The sequence below is a fragment of the Peribacillus alkalitolerans genome (assembly GCF_010882125.1).
Classification (GTDB): domain Bacteria; phylum Bacillota; class Bacilli; order Bacillales; family DSM-1321; genus Bacillus_BN; species Bacillus_BN alkalitolerans.
Genome location: NZ_JAAGVZ010000003.1, coordinates 244,627 through 263,102, shown reverse-complemented (window position 1 = coordinate 263,102; position 18,476 = coordinate 244,627). Strand labels below are relative to the sequence as shown.

Sequence of the window (18,476 nt, the reverse complement as noted above, 5' to 3'; positions counted from 1 at the left end):
ATTCATTGAACATAAATTGAATGAATTATGCGCTCTATCAAAAACAATGTTATAATATCGGATTAACATGAAGTGCTCCAAGCCGTTATTTTTTTGCACTTTAAAAAAGTATAAATTGGTAGTACGACGTAATGGCCAATTTAAAGAATAAAGTATGTGTGCAACTACTCTTATGTCTTCATCAAAATCTCGCCAATCAGAGAGTTTTGTAAAAGAAATGCATCCATGTGCTATTTTCTATTTTACGGATATTGAGGAAAAGAAAATGGAAGAAGCGGTTAAGCTATTGGGAGATACATTTAAATCGGTTTTTAGGAAAGAAGAATGAGGTTATTATATGACATTAAAGCGTTTTACAGATTATCGATTGAGTACAGAAATCATAAGAGCACTTGAAGGTTTAGGGTACAAAACACCAACTGAAGTTCAATCTGAAGTGATTCCAGTGGCAATAGAAAAAAGGGACCTTGTGGTGAAATCGCAAACGGGTAGCGGGAAGACCGCTTCATTTGGGATTCCGATTTGCGAGATGGTAGAGTGGGAAGAAAATAAACCACAGGCATTAATCCTCACACCAACCCGTGAGCTTGCGGTCCAAATAAAAGAGGATTTCACGAACATCGGACGCTTTAAACGGATAAAAGCAGCAGCGGTATACGGAAAACATCCTTTCGCGAGACAAAAAGTTGAACTAAAGCAGAAAACGCATGTGGTGGTAGGAACTCCAGGTCGGGTGCTGGATCATATCGAAAAAGGGACACTGGATGTATCGCGATTAAATTTCTTGGTCATCGATGAAGCGGATGAAATGCTTAATATGGGCTTCATTGACCAAGTGGAAGCGATCATTCAAGAAATACCCAGTGACAGAGTGACGATGTTGTTTTCAGCAACACTACCTAAGGACATCGAAGTCCTAAGTCAAAAATATATGAACAATCCAGTTCATATTGAAATCAAATCAAGGGGCATCACAACAGATAAGATTGAGCATTCATTAATCGAAGTAAGTGAAGAAGAAAAGTTCAATTTGTTAAAAGATGTGTTAGTCGTTGAAAATCCAGACAGTTGTATCATTTTTTGCCGAACTCAAGTTGGAGTGGACAGGGTTTTCGATGAGTTAAGCAGGTTGGACTACCCATGCGATTTGATACATGGCGGATTAAATCAAGAAGATCGTTTTGCTGTCATGAACGAATTTAAAAGAGGGGAATTCCGTTATTTGGTTGCTACGGATGTCGCTGCACGTGGAATCGATATAGATAATATCACCCACGTCATCAATTATGACCTTCCATTAGAGAAAGAGAGCTATGTGCATAGGACTGGTAGAACTGGCCGCGCTGGGAAAACAGGAAAAGCGATTACGTTCATTACTCCATATGAAGATAAGTTTTTAGATGAAATTGAAGCGTATATTGGATTTGAAATACAGAAACAAGAAGCCCCAACTCATGAGGAAGTTGCTAGTGGAAAAGCTACGTTTGAAGAAAAGATCTACACTAGACCTTCTCTTAAGAAAGATAAAAGTGAAGAGTTGAATAAAGGAATCATGAAGCTGTACTTTAATGGTGGAAAAAAGAAAAAGCTTAGAGCAGTTGATTTTGTGGGAACCCTCACAAATATTGATGGAGTTACTGGGGATGATATCGGCATCATCACGATCCAAGATTCAGCAACTTATGTCGATATCTTGAATGGCAAAGGCCTACTTGTCCTACGTGCAATGAAGGATAAGACTATAAAGGGTAAACTGTTGAAGGTACATGAAGCAAGAAAGTGATGAAAAAAGGTGAGCCGACAGGTCATTATAGGACGACCTATCGATTCACCTTTTTATTTTTGCATGATGTGCTTTTCAATGACAAGCGAAACGCTTTCAGCCATTTGTTTATACGTAGCGTCATTTGGATGGAATACATCACTAGAAAGATCACGCTTTGCATCCGTTACTAAATTAAATGTATCGACGACTTGTATATTGTATTTCAAGCCTAAAGTCCTGCTGGCCTCGTTCCATTTTTGGATGATGCTATCAAATGAATCCCCGTTTGGTGATTGTTTGAATGGATTATATAATCCCGTATAGAGTATGACTCCTTTTGGATTGATTTCTCGGATGTTTTTAAAAGTCTTTTCCAAATTCGGTATTTCGGTCTTTAGTATACCAAGGGCTGTTTCTTCCGAATAGTTATCTAATACTTCTCCTCGGTTGAATAAGTTATTCCCACCAATCGTGAGAGATATAATTTTTGCATCACTAAGTGTACGCTTGACTTCTTTTTGTTGGAGCTGTGCTAATAAGTCTTCAATTCTGGCACCTCTTACACCCAGGTTTTGAAATCGTTCTACTGTTTTGTTTTCTTTGAGGTTTTTTCCTACCAATGCGACAAAGCCTTCTCCATTGGATGAGCCTACACCTCTCGTCAATGAATCGCCAAGTGCGATATATGTATCACCAGGTGTGACAGGAGCTTCTTCTGTTTTAGTTAAAACCTTTGTGCTTGTTGGATTTGTAACATCCATATAGGCACTGACAAAGCCATATCCAAAAAGGGCCGTCAGTGGAAGCGATATGGTTAAAAATAAGGGCCACTTCCATTTGTTCATCTTTTGAGCACTCCTTCTTTCTGGTATTGTAACAAATTTTTTCTCAAGTTGAGTATTTAAAAGAGTCAATGTGTAAGAATTTAGTTAGAATAGAATTTGGGGTGATTCTAAGTATATGAAGCCAACCGTTAAACTTGAAAATGTAACGAAAGTAATCGGGAAAAAGACGATTATCCATAATATTTCATTTGAAATTTTTCCAGGAGAAGTGTTCGGATTCCTTGGACCCAATGGTGCAGGGAAAACCACCACAATCCGGATGCTCGTTGGTTTGATCAAGCCTACTACGGGAAAAATTACAATTTGTGATTTTGATGTAAGAAAGCAATTTGTTCAAGCGATGCAGCGTCTCGGTTCAATCGTCGAAAATCCGGAGCTCTATAAGTATTTGAGTGGTCGGGAAAACCTCCAGACCTTTGCACGGATGCTTCCAAATGTAGATGAAGACCGGATTCAAGAGGTAATTGACTTGGTTGATCTAACTGCACGGATTGACGATCAAGTAAGGACCTATTCATTGGGAATGCGTCAACGGCTAGGCATTGCCCAAGCGCTGTTAGGTCGTCCGGATGTACTTATATTGGATGAACCCACGAATGGATTGGACCCAATGGGAATAAGAGATCTTCGAACATTCATTAGGAAGTTGGTCGATGATACAGGCCTTTCCGTTCTTGTATCCAGCCATATTTTAAGTGAAATCGAATTACTGGCAGATCGGGTGGCCATCATGAGCCATGGGAAAATCGTCCAGGTCGGAACCGTCCGCGATTTAGTTGGTTCACTGTCATCTGGTGTGGACTGGAGAGTCAGTGATGCATTTGCTGCACTTGTTATTTTTAAAGAATCCCAATATGTCCAAGCTGTAGAACTTTACGATGACCATACTGTACACACTCTTATGGATGAAAGCAAGACCACTAACCTGAATGAAGCTTTGCTGAAGGCGGGTATAGAAGTATGGACGATCGAAAGGAAAGTGCAAACTTTGGAGGACCTATTTATTAGTTTGACAGGAGGAGATCATATTGTCTAATCCTAATATGGTGGGCCTGGTTCGCAATGAAGTGATCAAAATCTCTTCCAAGAAGCGCTTTACGGTTGTAACAATCATTTTAGTCATCCTCGTTTCCATGTTTACATACGCTCAATATCGTGAAATTCAAGAGAAAATCAAAAAACAAGGCACACTTGATTGGCGGGTCGAGCTTCAGCAGGAAATTGTCGATCGACAAAATCGGTTGGCATCGAGCGGAATCCAGGACGAATTCAGGCAGTTCCTCGAATTTGATCTAAAGCAAAAACAATATTATTTGGATCATGATATTAACCCTAACTATCCCGGAGCACCTACGTTCATTCGCATCTTCTTTTCACAGGGTGTGACACTTGTCCTTCCATTATTCATTATTATCATTATGGCTGACATAGTGAGTGGGGAATACAATGATGGGACGATAAAAACCTTGTTGTCCCGGCCCGTCAAGCGTTGGAAAATCCTGATGGCGAAATGGTTGACGATTTTGTTCTATACGTCAATGTTAATGGCTGCGACGGTAATCGTTTGTTATGCCATATCAGGTATAGTCCTTGGGTATGATGGCTGGACCGCACCTATTTTGACTGGTTTTCAAGCATCAGCTACTGGCTCCTTTTCAACTGAATTCGTCCATACCCTTCCGATGTGGAAATACTTGCTCATGACAGTGGGACTGGCTTGGGTGGTGACGGCAGTCGTTGGAACTATTAGCCTCATGATATCAGTCCTTGTAAAAAATACAGCCACTGGGATCGGGACGATGATGGCAGTTCTAATTGCAGGAACGTTGTTGTCATCGATAGGATCAAGCTGGACGAGCTCGAAGTATTTAGTGAACGTTAACTTTGATATCATTAACTATTTAGAAGGACAAGCACCTCCCATTGAAGGGATGTCACTGCCGTTTTCACTCTCGATTCTTGGAATATGGACAATTATTTGTCTGGTTGTAGCGTTTTGGAATTTTACTCAAAAGGATATCTATTAAAAAGAGCCATACTAGTTCAGTAGAACTGGTATGGCTTTTCTTTTTCTCGGGAATAAAGTACGGTATGGTAAAATAACATTTTTTGACTATTTATTTACAAAGAACATTCAAACATAGTAAAAGGGACAAGTTCAAAGTTGGTTGAAACTTTGAACTTGTCCCTTCTTAGTAATTATATAGTTTTTGGTCGTTTATAGACGATCCTTTTCACAAACACACCAATGACGATTCCTAGAATCATGAACAGAATCGGCAACCATACAGGACCAATTAATATCCCGAAAATGGTCAGTGTTCTGGAATAGATTATTCCAACAGTAGCAAAGTAGGCACCACTTACAAAAGGGAAGAATAAGCCCTTGCTCTTTGCTTCACCTGAATCTTTGTAAGCATCCCAGATGGCGTACATATATAAACATGGGTAGAACATGAGCCATTGATAATTGGTATGGTCGATAGACGCTTCTATTTGTCCGTTGAAACTCAATATGATGATGTCATTGAGGTTTGATTGAACATTTACGATGAACTCTAAAACGATTAACGTTATTCCTTTTATATATTTTCCATTAAGAAACTGTCCAAACCCTGGGAGGGCAATGCTCCAAAATAACTTTTCCAATTAGTCCACAACCCTTCCTAACGAAGACTGAACTGGTTTAGTTCATAACCGATTCATCATTATCATTAACCAATTTTTACCATTTATTCATAGATAGTAAAAACGTACCTATTCTATTACACCAGTTTCAATCACTTTAACCTTGGCTTTTACCCTAATTGGCAAAGTTGGATATTGCTTTTCAAATTTTTTCATATCCCATTTACGTGTTCTTGTCCGAACCTGCTCCCCAATACCTAGTGGATCTATTTTTAGTTTTTGAAATTTTTCTATCATACGATTGGCTTCTTTTTCGATATCTTTTTCCATTGCTTTTTCAATTTCTTTTATCTTGGCTTTATCCGCTTTACCACCAGAATACTCTCTTAATATGGCTTGAACTTTAAGCTTAATTGTGATTGGAGCGTTAGCCATTGGTTTTTGAATTTCGTACTTTCTCTTTGATGTAATATTAAATAAGGAAGCGTATTGTTTTTTTTCTAGCTTTACAGCAAAAGATTCACTATTTGATTTTCTATTTAACATCATGTTGAAAGCAAAAACTTGCTCTTTTTTTAAATGACTAACATATTTTCCTTTGCTGAATAAAGCAATTCCTTTTATATCCACTTTTCCATCCAGAGCTTTAATGAATGGGAGAATAGGGTCCCTTCCTTCTGAATAAAAAGCATATAAAAAAAGCTGAAGATTGGTTTTAGGTAGTAATCCATGTTTAATATTCTGTTCAAAGAGGTTTGATAGATAAATCCCTTTATCACTATTTCCTAATTGTTTCGTTAATAATTCATTAGCGGTTCCATCAACTACAGCTAAATTTACGTTGGCACCGATACTCGGATCTCGTTGTAAAGTATCGATTAACTTGGAAATATCTTTTTGTGCAATTTTTTTACTGTAAAGGGCAACTTCAAATTTACCACTAAGAACCTGTTTTTCTGACTGTTGATTAATTTTAGCTCTCACTTCTTTACTTAGAGTCGAAATGGCAGTATATGATTCATCTACAATGGTTTTATCTGGCATATAGGTTGGTGCCACCCAAGTAGCCCTAAATTTCTCTGTATCTACATAATCAAAACCTACAGCTGTGGCTAAATTGATATCATCTAAGATTTTGGGCTTTGCATTCATACAGCCTGAGAGAAAGACTAAAGATGTAAAAATGATAATCATGATTTTCCTTGTCAGTTTCATTGGCTTTTTTTCCTTAATTTTGATTTAAGAGTGGACACAATGACTAATAAAGGAAGGTAGGCGAAAAGAAGGTAATATCCCACCTTTGACATCCAATCAATAAACAAATTAATCGCATGGCGTCCATTTAACAAATAAGAGACAGTGACTAAAACGACAAGAAGTGCTATTGAAACCTTCTTTTCTTTCAAATTAAAAATTCGTGATGTCCCCTTAGAGGCTGCCCATACTGTTAAACAAATATTGGGAAGGATCACGAGAACCCAAGAAGTTATTCCAATGTACTCAAATCGTTCTACAAAAGGCATTTCTACGATTTTCCAAATAGATAAAGTCGCCCAAATATATTTACTAACCTGGGCTTCACTATAGTAGGCGATCGTAATGATAATCACGATTAAATATAGTGACATAGTCAAAAAATTTCCTAGATGAGCCCACTTTTGAGATGTTTTTGCATGTTTGATTAAAGGATAGTACATCAACAGGGTAGAAATTCCTAAATAGCTATACGTCATATCTTTGGAGGCTAGTGAGATTTCTTTAATGGAATGATTCCAAATTGGTAACAAGTTACGGAAAGCGGTAAACTCCAGTGGGAAAATGAAAGTTAAAATAAGATATGCAGGGATGACTACTCCTAAAAAACAAATCCCAGTTACCGTCCTAAATCCCCCAGAAATTGTGTAATAAACTAACAATGCTAATATTACGCTAAATGTCAAAACATTGATTTGTGGAAAAACCCAAGCTTGTACAACTTCAATATAAGCCCTGAAAATGGAAATCCCAGTTGCCAACCAGTATACAATCCAAATCATGCTAATTAATCCACCGAACCATTTACCGAAAATATTCTGGTGAATTCCCACAATATCCTTATTCTCCTGATCCAATAGTTTGTACATTAACCATATAGCCATGGAGAAAAAAATTCCTGCTACAATCACAGCAATCCATGCATCATTTCCAGCATCTTGTATGATGATTCTTTGGAACCCTAGCACACCAACCCCTACTTGAACTTTACTAATGAGAAAGAAAACTAGGAACGGAGAAACTTGATCGCTTTTATTTACCATTTGAGAGATCGTACTCCTTCCAATTATTCTTTGCTTTCTTTTGGTAAACGCATAGTGTTCTCTGTTTGAAGGTCGATGGGCCTTTTGGGTTGACGAGAAAATGGTAATCGAACAATAGTATCCCTCAAATCATAAAATCTTGGAGGATACAGTGGTTCAAGAAAAGGTCTACCTAGTGATGTTAGCTTCAGTAAGTGTACGAGTAAAAAACAAAAACAAATGGCAACTCCTAACAATCCTATATAATGGGCAAACAATAAAAAAGGAAAACGAATTAAACGGATTGTATTACCCATTTGGTATACCGGCGTAGTAAATGAGGCAAGTGCAGCTAGTGCAACAATGATTAATAGCACATTACTCGTTAACCCCGCCTCAACCGATGCTGTTCCGATTACGATCCCGCCCACGATACCGATTGTCTGACCGACTTTTGTCGGTAGTCTTGCTCCAGCCTCACGAAGTAGCTCAATGGCTAATTCAAGAATTAAGGCTTCTAATATTGGAGGGAGTGGAATGGCACTCCTTGATGTCACAAGAGTACTTACCAGATCCTTTGGAATTAATTCATAGTGATACGTAAGTACAGCAACATAAAGGGGAGTAACCAAGATCGAGAATAAAACGGCAAAAAATCGTATAAGACGAAAGAATGATGCAAGGAGCCAGTTAAGAAAATAGTCTTCAAAAGCAGAGAAAAACTCTAATAGGGTAGTTGGTCCAATCAAACCATGTGGTGCACCTTCTACCAACATCACGACTTTACCTTCACCTAATACTGCAGTTAGTCTATCTGGTCGTTCAGTATCTATTAATTGTGGAAAGGGTGAATTGTTATTATCTTGAATTAACTGTGTAATGTAGGAGCTATCATTGATTTGATCAATTTCAATATCAGAAAGCCTTTGTATGATGGTATTTACATTCTCCGGATTCGCAATTCCTTCAATATGGATGACAGCTACCCTTGTTTTTGATAATTTACCAACTATTACTTCACTGATTACTAATTCTGGAATCGGGAGCCTTTTTCGAATTAAATTAAGGTTGGTGTCTAATGACTCAACTAATGACTCTTTAGGGCCAACAACACTAAATTCAACTTCTGGTAAGGAAACCTGTCTAGTTCTTTCTACACCTGCTTTTACAAGAACTGCTATATTATCCAAGCTAGAAAAAGTAATGGAAATATATCCAGTTAATAAAGCGGTTTGCAATTCATTTGATTCGGTTGAAATGATGATATTTTCCACAGGCAGTTGATGGACAAATTGTTCAACAGTAGTAAAAGAGTTACTAATAAAAGGGAGAATGTCCCTATGTAATATTTCAGTATCTATTAGTGTCTTAAAATGAGAAATGCTAAGATTTTCATTTTCTAATCCTATTAAAAAGGTCGAAAAATCCTTTGACTTCCTTAATTGCTTGAATACGTCTTCAAAGTGTATTTGTTCTTTTTTGGGTTGAGGATTTTGATTTTCGGATTTTTCCATGAACATTCACCTAACGTATCCTTTTTTCAGCATATAGTAGCATCCTTGACTTAACGAATTTTATTTAAACGTCAGTATAAGAACTAGAAAAGATTCTATTATTTGCATATTATTTACAAATCCATATTGTTTTTATGTACATAATAGTGGAAAATTTAATTAAAACATTAGGTCATTGGGAGTGCATCAATGGAATCGAAGTTCACAATTAAGAAGCAGAAAAAGGTTTTATTCCTAAGTTCACTTGTCTTTTTGTTCGAATTATCACGCCTTGTAATGGAAGGATTTTTTCATAAACAATTTTGGTATTATCAATTCATCCACATTGCTTTGACTTTGGGAACCTTAACCATTGTATTTTTCTTGCTGAAGGGATTTAGTACTGCTACACAAGAATTAGAAAAGAGTAACCAGAAATTAAATAATATTTTCGATACTTTAGATGTTGCTATCTGGTCACATGATTTGAAAACAAATATATTGCTGATTACACCGGGCATAGAAAAATTGTATGGGTACTCATCTGAAGATTTCTATAAAGATCTTAACCTTTGGAAAAAAGTGATACTTCCAGAAGATTTACCTGTCATTTCGGATAGAGAACAACAGTTATTAATCGGAGAGCCTGTGACTAGCATTTATCGGATTATTCGTCCTGATGGCAAGGTCAGGTGGATTCAAGATCGCGGGTTCCCAACTTTAAACGAAGCGAGAGAGTTTGTTGATTTTACAAGTGTCCTCTTTGATATTACTGATCAAAGAGAAAGTGAAGATCAATATCGTAGTATAGTAGAAATGTCACCTGACATCATTGCAGTTATTCGTAAAGGAGTCATTGAGTATATCAATGAAGCGGGTTGCAAGCTAGTAGGGGAACGAAGCACGAGTAATATTATCGGTAAAAACATAGGGAATTATGCTTCAGAGCAGACCATTAATGAGATTCAAAGTCTAATCCGGACTAAAGATACTAATTATTTTGAGAAAATTCGAATGGAAAGACAGGCAATCCGAGTGGATGGTCAAGCCATCGATGTAGAGTTTTCAGCAATGCCCATCTTGTATGGGGGGCGACCTGCTATGCAAGTAGTAGGTAGAGATATAACAGAACGTAAAAAAGCAGAAAAGACGATCCAGCACATGGCATATTTTGATTCATTAACAGGACTGCCCAATCGAAATAAATTCAGAGATCATTTGAACGAAATACTGGCCAATAGTAACCCTGAACCGTTTGCTGTGCTATTTTTAGACTTGGATCGATTCAAGGTGATCAATGATACTAAGGGACACACCACTGGAGATCTTTTGTTAAAACAAGTAGCATTACGCTTACGGTTAGCTGCCAAAAATATTGGTATGGTTTTCCGTCAAGGTGGAGACGAGTTCATTATTTTATTAGAGGATATCAATAAGGAAACCGTCGTGGAAGTATGTGATCAATTCTTAGTGGAGTTTTCATCTCCTTTAATATTAGAGGAAGAAGAATTTTACGTAACACCAAGTATTGGAATCAGCTTATACCCAGATAACGGAGAAGACATTGATACGTTGATTAAACATGCAGACACAGCGATGTACATAGCAAAGGAAAGAGGCAAAAATAATTATCAATTTTATACGGATAAACATGATGGCCCAACTTTGCGAAAAATGGAATTAGAGAATAAATTGCGGAAAGTCTTGGATTATGACCAATTAGTTCTCCATTACCAGCCACAAGTTGATCTGGAATTTGAAAGAATAGTAGGTGTCGAAGCTTTAGTACGTTGGAATCATCCTGAGCTTGGAATCATTTCTCCTGGTGAATTCATCCCACTAGCAGAGGAAACAGGACTGATTGTCCAGTTAGGAAAATGGATATTGAAGAATGCAATCCAGCAAAATAAAGCTTGGCAACGGGGCGGTTTAGAACTTATACCTGTCGCAGTGAATATATCGGTCCGACAGCTTCAAGAAGACGATTTTGTCGATTACATCAGCGATACACTACAAACTGTGGGACTTGACCCTAAATACCTGGAGCTTGAAATTACCGAAAGCATCATGCAAAACATAGATAGATCGACACAAATATTAGATCAACTGAAACAAATTGGAGTAAAGCTTTCCATCGATGATTTTGGAACGGGTTATTCTTCTCTCAGTTATTTAAAACATCTTCCAATCGATAATATAAAAATAGATAAATCATTCATCGATGATATTTTAGTTGATAATCATCAAGGATCTATCGTAAAAGCCATTATCGATATGGGACAAAATATGAATTTCAGTGTGATTGCAGAGGGAATCGAACAGGAAGAGCAGGTCCATTTCCTCATCCAGAATTTCTGTAAAAAAGGACAAGGATATTACTTTAGTAAGCCATTGCCTGCAGGTGAGATTTGCAATTTGTTAAAAAAGAATTCTTGTGTGGTTTAAGGAAGTTGTAGGGAAGTGGTTGGTACCATGCCAACGCTTCTTTTTTTATTTTATTCCAATGTAAGAAAGAAGAAGGTAATGTGAGTGATATAGATATTATTCAAATAGATTATTTGTTAAAGGGTGCCGTGAGACAAAGGAAGTTGCATGAACTTCTTCAAAATACAAAAATTCTAGACCTATTGAAAGACCACAACCCAATCATCGTTGGAACGATTCCTATCAATCTTGACCTATCGGAAAGCGATGTAGACATTATATGTGAAGTTTATGATTTTAAAAATGTACAAGCACAATTGGATAGTTTATTCTGTAAACTGAATGATTCCTCTTGTATTGTAAAGGAAGTAAATGGTATTAAAAGATTAGTTGCTAACTTCAAATTAGAAGGCTGGCCGATTGAAATATTTGGACAATCAATCCCAACAACGGAGCAAAATGGCTACAAGCATATGATTATAGAAAGCCGTTTAATAAAAATAATAGGTCAAGAAAGTTTTGAGTACATACGGAATCTCAAAAGAAAAGGAATAAAGACTGAGCCAGCTTTCGCCACTTTATTGAAACTAGAGGGAGACCCATATCTAGAATTATTACGATTATTCGAATTGGATGAAGAGTCGCTACGTCAGGCTGTATATTTGAAAATAGGAGAGGGATAGAATGTAAGAGTTAATTACCACTGAGATAAGTTGCGTAAGGGAGAGGTGCTTATTAATGGAAGCTACATGTGTTCGATTCTATGAATTTGGCAGACCTGAAGATGTTTTAGTCGTTGAAAAAAGGGTAATTCCACCTCCATTGAGTGGAGAAGTTCTTGTACGAATGTTACATCGGCCCATAAACCCATCAGATTTAATCCCAATCAAAGGGGCATATTCCCATCGAATATCATTACCTACTATTCCTGGTTATGAAGGTGTTGGGATTGTAGAAGAGGTGGGTGCATCCGTCCCTAAGGAATTGCTTGGGCGCCGAGTTTTACCCTTAAGAGGTGAAGGAACTTGGCAAGAATATGTGAGAACAGCAGTAGATTGGGCCGTACTGGTTCCGGATTCCATTCTTGACAGTACTGCTGCCCAACTTTATATCAATCCACTTACTGCGTGGCTATCTATTTCAGAAACACTTACATTAAAACCATTTGATGTGGTAGTGGTTAATGCATGTGGCTCTTCGATTGGACGGATTTTTGCGCAGCTTTGTAAAATCAACGGTATTCACTTGATTGCAGTAACAAGGGATGATAAATATAACGCTGAATTACTTGAGCTAGGAGCCTCAAATGTAATTAATACGACTGTACAGCCCCTCTATGAAACGATAATGGAAATAACAAATGGACTTGGAGTAACTGCAGCGATTGATTCTATTGGTGGCAAGGATGGGACACAATTGGCATTTTGTATTAAGCCAGGTGGTGTTTTGTTGAGTATCGGCTTACTATCTGGTGTTCCTGTTGATTGGCAAGCAATCTCTAAGAAAACAAATGTACAGGTAAGATTGTTCCATCTTCGACATTGGAATGCACAAGTTTCTCCTTCCTTGTGGCAAGAAGCCTTTTATCAATTAATTCAATTCATTGAACAAAAGAATCTAAATTTGATGATGCCAGCTCATCATTACCAATTAAAAGATATAAAAGAAGCCATATCGACTGTAACATCGTCTAACGGGAATATGGGGAAAGTTTTTTTAACTAGTCAAAGAAAGTAATAAACCACCTTCTTACTATGTGAAATTAAAGAAATACAAACACTTAAATAAATTGTTTTTTTTCAGCTAATGGGGGCAAGTGCTGAGATCAAGGCTTTCATATCGGCAGTTTTTTCTTTTGGTGCTAAAGGGGCAGATTAGTTGAAGAAAACCCCCCCAAAGGGGGGATGTGTATATTACTTGACTACAGTTATGGTTCCTTTATACATATTCATTCCACAATTATAATGATAAGTCCCAGGTTTCAGAGATTTAATATTAATATAGTTGTTTGTATTTTCCTTTAACGCAATATTAAACCCAAGTTCCTCGGATAAAATGATACCAGTGCAACCAACTATCCCTGTTTTAAAATTAATAATAAAGGGTGTTCCCGACTTAACAACAAGGTTGTTTGGTGTATAAGCAGTAGGAGTTACCACCACCTCGTAAATTTGACTACTTGGGGTATCAAATTTTACATCCTTAACTCCAGGTTCACTTGTATTTGAAAATACGGTACCTTTTCCGAATACAAGAATACCCATAAATATTAACAGAACCAATAATACTATAGGATTGGCTACTAAAGGCTTTTTTTTAGGAGTGGATGGTTTGATTGTATCCGACTTTGATTCTTCCTCAATTAAACGAATAAGTAAAATAATAACCAATACATAGACTACATCAATAAAATAGATCATTATCTCAGAAGATTTTGGTTGTAACATAACACCAAGCATAGAACCCATCATTCCACCCATTATGCCTGCACCCAATCCATCTAATGAGGCCATAAGGGAAATAGGTCTTCCTGTTAAATAACCAACTATCATACCTATTAAAACAGAAATAATCGTTGGGATGGTTAAATCTTTATTTTGTATAAGAGTTCCTAAAATAGTCCCGAATGCAATACTAACCATCATGGAATTCGTCATACTTATCATCATTCCAGGCATGGAGGTTAGCTTATCCCTATTTCGGAATGTGTAATATATTACATAACTGGTTAAGAGAACTACTAATGTAATACTAATCCATATCAACATCCTGTTTCCTCCATATATCTTAAATCTCTATAATTGAATTCAAAGTTAAATATACTTACCAAGTATATGTATAAGAGTTCATGGAAACAAGGGACAAATTGTGAATTATCTAAAGGGGGAAATAGTAGAAGATTCAGTTGCAGGAAAATGGTAAGATACTAATCAGTGATATTGAATAAATTGGACTTCCTCTTTACGTTATAAGGGATTAGAATATAAATAAAAAGGTGATTACAATTAAAAAAGTAAAAAGTATCCTATTTTTGCTTCTTGGATCCATATCTCTTGTGATTGGAGTTGCAGGGACTGTGTTACCAGTTCTACCGGGCGGTCCGTTTTACTTATTTGCTGCTTTTTGCTTTGCGAAAAGTTCCAAGTCGATTGAAAACTGGTTCAAACGCACCTCATTATATGAAAAATACGTTGAATCATTCCTACAAAAAAAGGGTATGACTCGAAAAGAGAAAATCAGAATCAATTTAGTTGCCGATTTCTTCATTGTAATTTCTGTATTTTATGTGGACATCCTTTTAGTGAAAATCCTGTTGGTATTGCTGGGCCTCTACAAACATTATTATTTCATTAAAAAAATTAAGACAATTGACCGAAACAGTACGAAACAAAGAGCTTCTTGAAAATTCCCTTCAAATAACGTGTCCTTTTCTTCAATTAGGGAGTTGCTTCGGCAGCTCTTTTTCTTATGGATCTAAAGGGGCAGGTTGAATAACAGTTGTTTAAATTAGTATGAAATCCTTACTTCTTTGCAGGAAGTAAGGATTTTTTGTTGAAGAAATAAATTAGAATATTATGGGGTTTTTTATGAAAAGGAGAGTTTAATATGTCGTTTATGATGGTGAAAAAAGAGTTTAAGCTTGTTGGATTAAAAGGTAGTGGGGAGTTTGTTAACTTTGGTAATGAAGTACCTTTGCTTGCAAAACAACTATTAAGTCGTTCAAACGAAATCTTAAATCCAACAGAAACCGAAATTGCATTATTTGAGCCTAAAAAGGATGAGAATCATAGGATAGGTCATTATTATGTAGGTTTAATTGTCAGTGAAAAATTAAATGAAGTACCAACAGGAATGCATTATATTGAAAAAAATAAAAATTACATAACTACAAGAGGGAATATATCTAATTTGGGAGAACTCCATTTGAATTTGTTGAATTGGTCAGAAGAACAAGGTTATCAAAGAGATCTCGATTCTTATATTATCGAGACATACCACCCTATTGGGGAAGTAGAAGAAGAGGTACAGATTTACTTACCAATTCATGCCTAATAGTAGAAATTAATATCTACATCAACATAAAGGCTGGATAGTTCAATAAAGTATAAAAAGGGAAAATAAGTATATGAGAAGAAAGAAATATTGAAGTAATTTAAAGGAGAAAATAAGATGAGTGAAAAACTATTAAGAGTAGGAACTACTTATATCCCAGTCACCAATGTTGAATTTTCTACAGAATGGTATGTAACTAATTTAGGTGCTAAGATAAGTTATAAGGATGATGATAAGGCTATTCTTAACCTTGCAAATCAAAGCATTTTCTTAGTTAGATCAAATAAGGGCCAAACCTCAAATTTCTATGATGTTTATGGTCAGGAACGTTTCTCGATGAAATTTGAAGTTAATGGACTAAGTGCATTAAAATCGTTACATAATGAATTTGTTAACAAAGAAATGAGAGTTGGAGAAATTGAAGACAGAGGACACTCAGGAAGGAATTTTGTTTTCTATGATTTAGATGGAAACAAATTCGATGTTTGGAGTGAATTAAGTCCAAGTTTCAAGGAGAAATGCTTAATTAATCAATAAATATATCCTTGGTGCAATAATCGAGAACGATTATTTCATTTTTTCCTTTTAAGAGTGCTCTATTTTTTACTAAAGGGCAGGTAAGTGCAAAAAGAAAAAATAACTAAGCCATTTCTTTTATGTGCATTTGACGAATAAAGTGAATAACATTGGTTAATGAATAACTCAATCTTTTATATTTTATGGATATTTATAACTCTGGTATTTCATTTTAGATAATTCGTTGGACAATTCATCAATTTGCAATTGTATTTTTTGAAACTTTTCATCTAATTCTTTTTGAGCTTTTTTCTCTTCTTCTTCAGCAATTATAAATTCATCTATAGATTCTAGAATTGATAGGATTACAAAAAAATCTTCAATTGTAGCAATAAGAGCTGCAATAAGGTCAAGTCTGATACTAGAAGGTAATGTTGGTTGGTCATTTTGTTCTGAGTTGGGTGTATTATTCATACATACGCTCCTCTGCTTTCAATTTAACATGAAGAAATTCTAATTAAATTTATGCTTAGGGTTCAAAAATAATTCAATATTTTAGTATTTATGGGATGCTTGTTTAAGCAAAATGTCTAAAATCGAAAGAAATCCTAATTATTATTATTTGCACAATAGATAATGTGCTTAAAAAGGGATTGTGCTTGTTTAACTAAATAAGAAACTACAAAATGAACTCATAAATGGGTTCTTTTCTTATTTGATGAGTTATCAACATTATCTTTTAATTTTATTATTCAAATATTTTTTAGAATGAAGAAAAATTTCTCTAAAGATACAAAAAAGGCAGCGAGATTGGCTGCCTTTTCCTTTGCAATTTTATCTGCTAAATACAATGTTATTTTAAGTTTTCTCCTCCAAAACGGAACCCGTTATTAAAATAGCAGGCATTTTAACAGATTTTAGTCCGATTTTTGTCGTAATGCCTTTATTTCGAATAAGGATTTTTTTGAACAAATAAATGCAAATAAGAATATTAAAGACGAAGAACAACTCATTGAGATAATTAGTAATAACCTGATGAAAAAGAAAATAAAGTCCACTGATTAATAATTATATCTATGTTCTTATGGATGAAACAATGAGCAAGAATTGAAGATCACAGCCCATTATGCTTGCTTTCCTAACTTAATGGCTAATACTAAAGATATCACGATACCCAAAGGGCATGCATATACTAAATCAAAATATTTAGGATGTGGAGGAAGGAATCATGCCTGTTTCCGTGATTTTTAATCAAATTAATGTGATTAGTATGGCTTCGAATGCAATAATTGCCTCGGGCCAAAATAGTCAGCCAGATTGGAATGCCCAAGGGAAATTTAACTCTGGAATCGGAAGTTTCGTAAATGCTGCTATACTAGGATGTAGTAATATAATTAATGATCAGGATCTATGTGACATGCCTATTACGCAGCCAGAAGCCATTAACCCTCAGCCGACGGCTCAATTCTAAATAGGATGGAATATAAATGGAAAATTTAATCATCAAATTTACAAATATCAATATTTCCAGCATTGCATCGAATTCTGGTGTTTTCACTGGGACCAATTCGCAATTAAATTGGCAATTGAATAAGAAAAGTAATTTAGGATTAGGTGAAATAACTGGTTATAATAATATAGCCCGTCATATTGCAAATGTGATTAACGATAATGATGTTAATGATGCGGATTTTTCCTCACATATGAATTATCAATATCAAAATCAACCGTTGACACAAAGTTAAGTAAGGCCTATCGATTATTTAAATATCTTTTTGGCATTTGAATAGATAATATCGTTAAATGGTAAAACCATCTTTAAAAAAAAGATGGTTTTTTTCTAGGATATTTTCGAGTCCAAAATCCTTATCGTTAAATAAACTTTACGTTAAATGGTAATGGAGAATACTTTAATAATTATCGTCATAATAATCATACAATAGAACTTATACATGAAATGTGTCCCCATCTGTGAGGTGTTAATCTATGGTCAATATTCAATATCATTCAATAAAAGTTAATAAGATTCAAAACAGTTCAGGTTTATTTTATGGAGTTAATATCCAATATAAATGGAATAATAAATGTCAAAATTCTGACGGTTTCGGGAGAGTAATGGGTGATTCTAATAAAATTTTAAATAATACCACTATTGTTAGAGGCGCTAGGAAGAATACTTGAATAAAAGTACAGGAAAAAACTGTTTGTATTAAATTGGATTAATGCTCCTTATCGTGGAGATCCACTAAATCTTCTTCCCGAACAATGAAGTGTTTATTATTGCAGATTTGATTATCGTTTCCCGAAACTGTACCGAAACCGGAATTACTACTACTAATAGTGGTTTTCCAGTTAAATTGATGGTTTCTACCAATAAAAACCCCTGCATTATCTTCAACTCTAATTATCGTGATATCATCAAAAAAGATCTGCGGAGAACTAAGATCTACTTTCATAATTCCTCCCTTTTAAATTT

19 protein-coding genes are annotated in these 18,476 nt (G+C 35.6%); 11 read left to right on the top strand and 8 right to left on the bottom strand.

From position 1 onward, the window contains the following. The first annotated feature begins 337 nt into the window (after positions 1-337). Positions 338-1,783, top strand: coding sequence for a DEAD/DEAH box helicase (locus G3O09_RS05625; RefSeq protein WP_163100501.1), 1,446 nt, complete (start codon positions 338-340; stop codon positions 1,781-1,783). Between the two features lie 53 nt (positions 1,784-1,836). Here G3O09_RS05625 and G3O09_RS05620 read toward each other — a convergent pair whose 3' ends face one another. After that, positions 1,837-2,610 (bottom strand): SGNH/GDSL hydrolase family protein, encoded by a 774-nt coding sequence (locus tag G3O09_RS05620; RefSeq protein WP_163100500.1) that lies wholly within the window; start codon positions 2,608-2,610, stop codon positions 1,837-1,839. Between the two features lie 115 nt (positions 2,611-2,725). Here G3O09_RS05620 and G3O09_RS05615 point away from each other — a divergent pair, with 115 nt between their 5' ends. After that, entirely contained in the window at positions 2,726-3,646 is a 921-nt protein-coding gene (locus G3O09_RS05615) for an ABC transporter ATP-binding protein (RefSeq protein WP_163100499.1), read from the top strand. Continuing rightward, positions 3,639-4,637: an ABC transporter permease gene (locus tag G3O09_RS05610; protein ID WP_163100498.1), complete on the top strand. Its 999-nt coding sequence runs from the start codon at positions 3,639-3,641 to the stop codon at positions 4,635-4,637. The genes G3O09_RS05615 and G3O09_RS05610 overlap by 8 nt, the downstream gene beginning before the upstream one ends. A 172-nt stretch (positions 4,638-4,809) precedes the next feature. Here the strand turns inward: G3O09_RS05610 and G3O09_RS05605 are convergent, their stop codons facing one another. The 4 genes from G3O09_RS05605 to G3O09_RS05590 all read right to left on the bottom strand — a co-directional run bounded on the left by G3O09_RS05605 (position 4,810) and on the right by G3O09_RS05590 (position 9,028). Then, positions 4,810-5,259 carry a hypothetical protein gene (locus G3O09_RS05605; protein ID WP_163100497.1) on the bottom strand — a complete coding sequence of 150 codons (450 nt, stop codon included), beginning with the start codon at positions 5,257-5,259 and terminating at the stop codon, positions 4,810-4,812. 108 nt (positions 5,260-5,367) lie between these two features. Continuing rightward, positions 5,368-6,453, bottom strand: coding sequence for a Ger(x)C family spore germination protein (locus tag G3O09_RS05600; protein ID WP_163100496.1), 1,086 nt, complete (start codon positions 6,451-6,453; stop codon positions 5,368-5,370). Then, the gene (locus G3O09_RS05595) at positions 6,450-7,535 is read right to left on the bottom strand and encodes a GerAB/ArcD/ProY family transporter (RefSeq protein WP_163100495.1); all 1,086 of its coding nucleotides are present in this window, start codon (positions 7,533-7,535) and stop codon (positions 6,450-6,452) included. Before G3O09_RS05595 ends, G3O09_RS05600 begins: the two co-directional genes overlap by 4 nt. 23 nt (positions 7,536-7,558) lie before the next feature. Then, entirely contained in the window at positions 7,559-9,028 is a 1,470-nt protein-coding gene (locus G3O09_RS05590; protein ID WP_420850327.1) for a spore germination protein, read from the bottom strand. Between the two features lie 189 nt (positions 9,029-9,217). Here G3O09_RS05590 and G3O09_RS05585 point away from each other — a divergent pair, with 189 nt between their 5' ends. The 3 genes from G3O09_RS05585 to G3O09_RS05575 all read left to right on the top strand — a co-directional run bounded on the left by G3O09_RS05585 (position 9,218) and on the right by G3O09_RS05575 (position 13,168). Beyond that, entirely contained in the window at positions 9,218-11,452 is a 2,235-nt protein-coding gene (locus G3O09_RS05585) for a sensor domain-containing protein (protein WP_240338349.1), read from the top strand. A gap of 80 nt (positions 11,453-11,532) precedes the next feature. After that, the gene (locus tag G3O09_RS05580; protein WP_163100493.1) at positions 11,533-12,114 is read left to right on the top strand and encodes a DUF4269 domain-containing protein; all 582 of its coding nucleotides are present in this window, start codon (positions 11,533-11,535) and stop codon (positions 12,112-12,114) included. 55 nt (positions 12,115-12,169) lie between these two features. After that, positions 12,170-13,168 carry a zinc-dependent alcohol dehydrogenase family protein gene (locus G3O09_RS05575; protein ID WP_163100492.1) on the top strand — a complete coding sequence of 333 codons (999 nt, stop codon included), beginning with the start codon at positions 12,170-12,172 and terminating at the stop codon, positions 13,166-13,168. A gap of 176 nt (positions 13,169-13,344) precedes the next feature. Here G3O09_RS05575 and G3O09_RS05570 read toward each other — a convergent pair whose 3' ends face one another. Continuing rightward, positions 13,345-14,199 carry a cupredoxin domain-containing protein gene (locus G3O09_RS05570; RefSeq protein WP_163100491.1) on the bottom strand — a complete coding sequence of 285 codons (855 nt, stop codon included), beginning with the start codon at positions 14,197-14,199 and terminating at the stop codon, positions 13,345-13,347. A gap of 227 nt (positions 14,200-14,426) precedes the next feature. Between G3O09_RS05570 and G3O09_RS05565 the strand changes: the two genes are divergently transcribed. The 3 genes from G3O09_RS05565 (at position 14,427) to G3O09_RS05555 (ending at position 16,021) form a co-directional block, all read left to right on the top strand. Then, positions 14,427-14,834: a YbaN family protein gene (locus G3O09_RS05565; protein WP_240338348.1), complete on the top strand. Its 408-nt coding sequence runs from the start codon at positions 14,427-14,429 to the stop codon at positions 14,832-14,834. A gap of 203 nt (positions 14,835-15,037) precedes the next feature. Next, the gene (locus G3O09_RS05560; RefSeq protein WP_163100490.1) at positions 15,038-15,484 is read left to right on the top strand and encodes a GyrI-like domain-containing protein; all 447 of its coding nucleotides are present in this window, start codon (positions 15,038-15,040) and stop codon (positions 15,482-15,484) included. Positions 15,485-15,601: 117 nt separating this feature from the next. After that, positions 15,602-16,021 carry a VOC family protein gene (locus G3O09_RS05555; protein WP_163100489.1) on the top strand — a complete coding sequence of 140 codons (420 nt, stop codon included), beginning with the start codon at positions 15,602-15,604 and terminating at the stop codon, positions 16,019-16,021. Positions 16,022-16,201: 180 nt separating this feature from the next. Here the strand turns inward: G3O09_RS05555 and G3O09_RS05550 are convergent, their stop codons facing one another. Then, positions 16,202-16,474: a hypothetical protein gene (locus G3O09_RS05550; RefSeq protein ID WP_163100488.1), complete on the bottom strand. Its 273-nt coding sequence runs from the start codon at positions 16,472-16,474 to the stop codon at positions 16,202-16,204. 754 nt (positions 16,475-17,228) lie between these two features. Here G3O09_RS05550 and G3O09_RS05545 point away from each other — a divergent pair. Both G3O09_RS05545 and G3O09_RS05540 read left to right on the top strand, forming a co-directional pair. Further along, a complete protein-coding gene (locus G3O09_RS05545; protein ID WP_163100487.1) occupies positions 17,229-17,471 on the top strand; it encodes a hypothetical protein in 243 nt (80 codons plus the stop codon). A gap of 16 nt (positions 17,472-17,487) precedes the next feature. Then, on the top strand, positions 17,488-17,745 hold the full coding sequence (locus tag G3O09_RS05540; protein WP_163100486.1) for a hypothetical protein: 258 nt from the start codon (positions 17,488-17,490) through the stop codon (positions 17,743-17,745). Positions 17,746-18,219: 474 nt separating this feature from the next. Here the strand turns inward: G3O09_RS05540 and G3O09_RS05535 are convergent, their stop codons facing one another. Further along, positions 18,220-18,456 carry a hypothetical protein gene (locus G3O09_RS05535; RefSeq protein ID WP_163100485.1) on the bottom strand — a complete coding sequence of 79 codons (237 nt, stop codon included), beginning with the start codon at positions 18,454-18,456 and terminating at the stop codon, positions 18,220-18,222. Between the last annotated feature and the right edge of the window lie 20 nt (positions 18,457-18,476).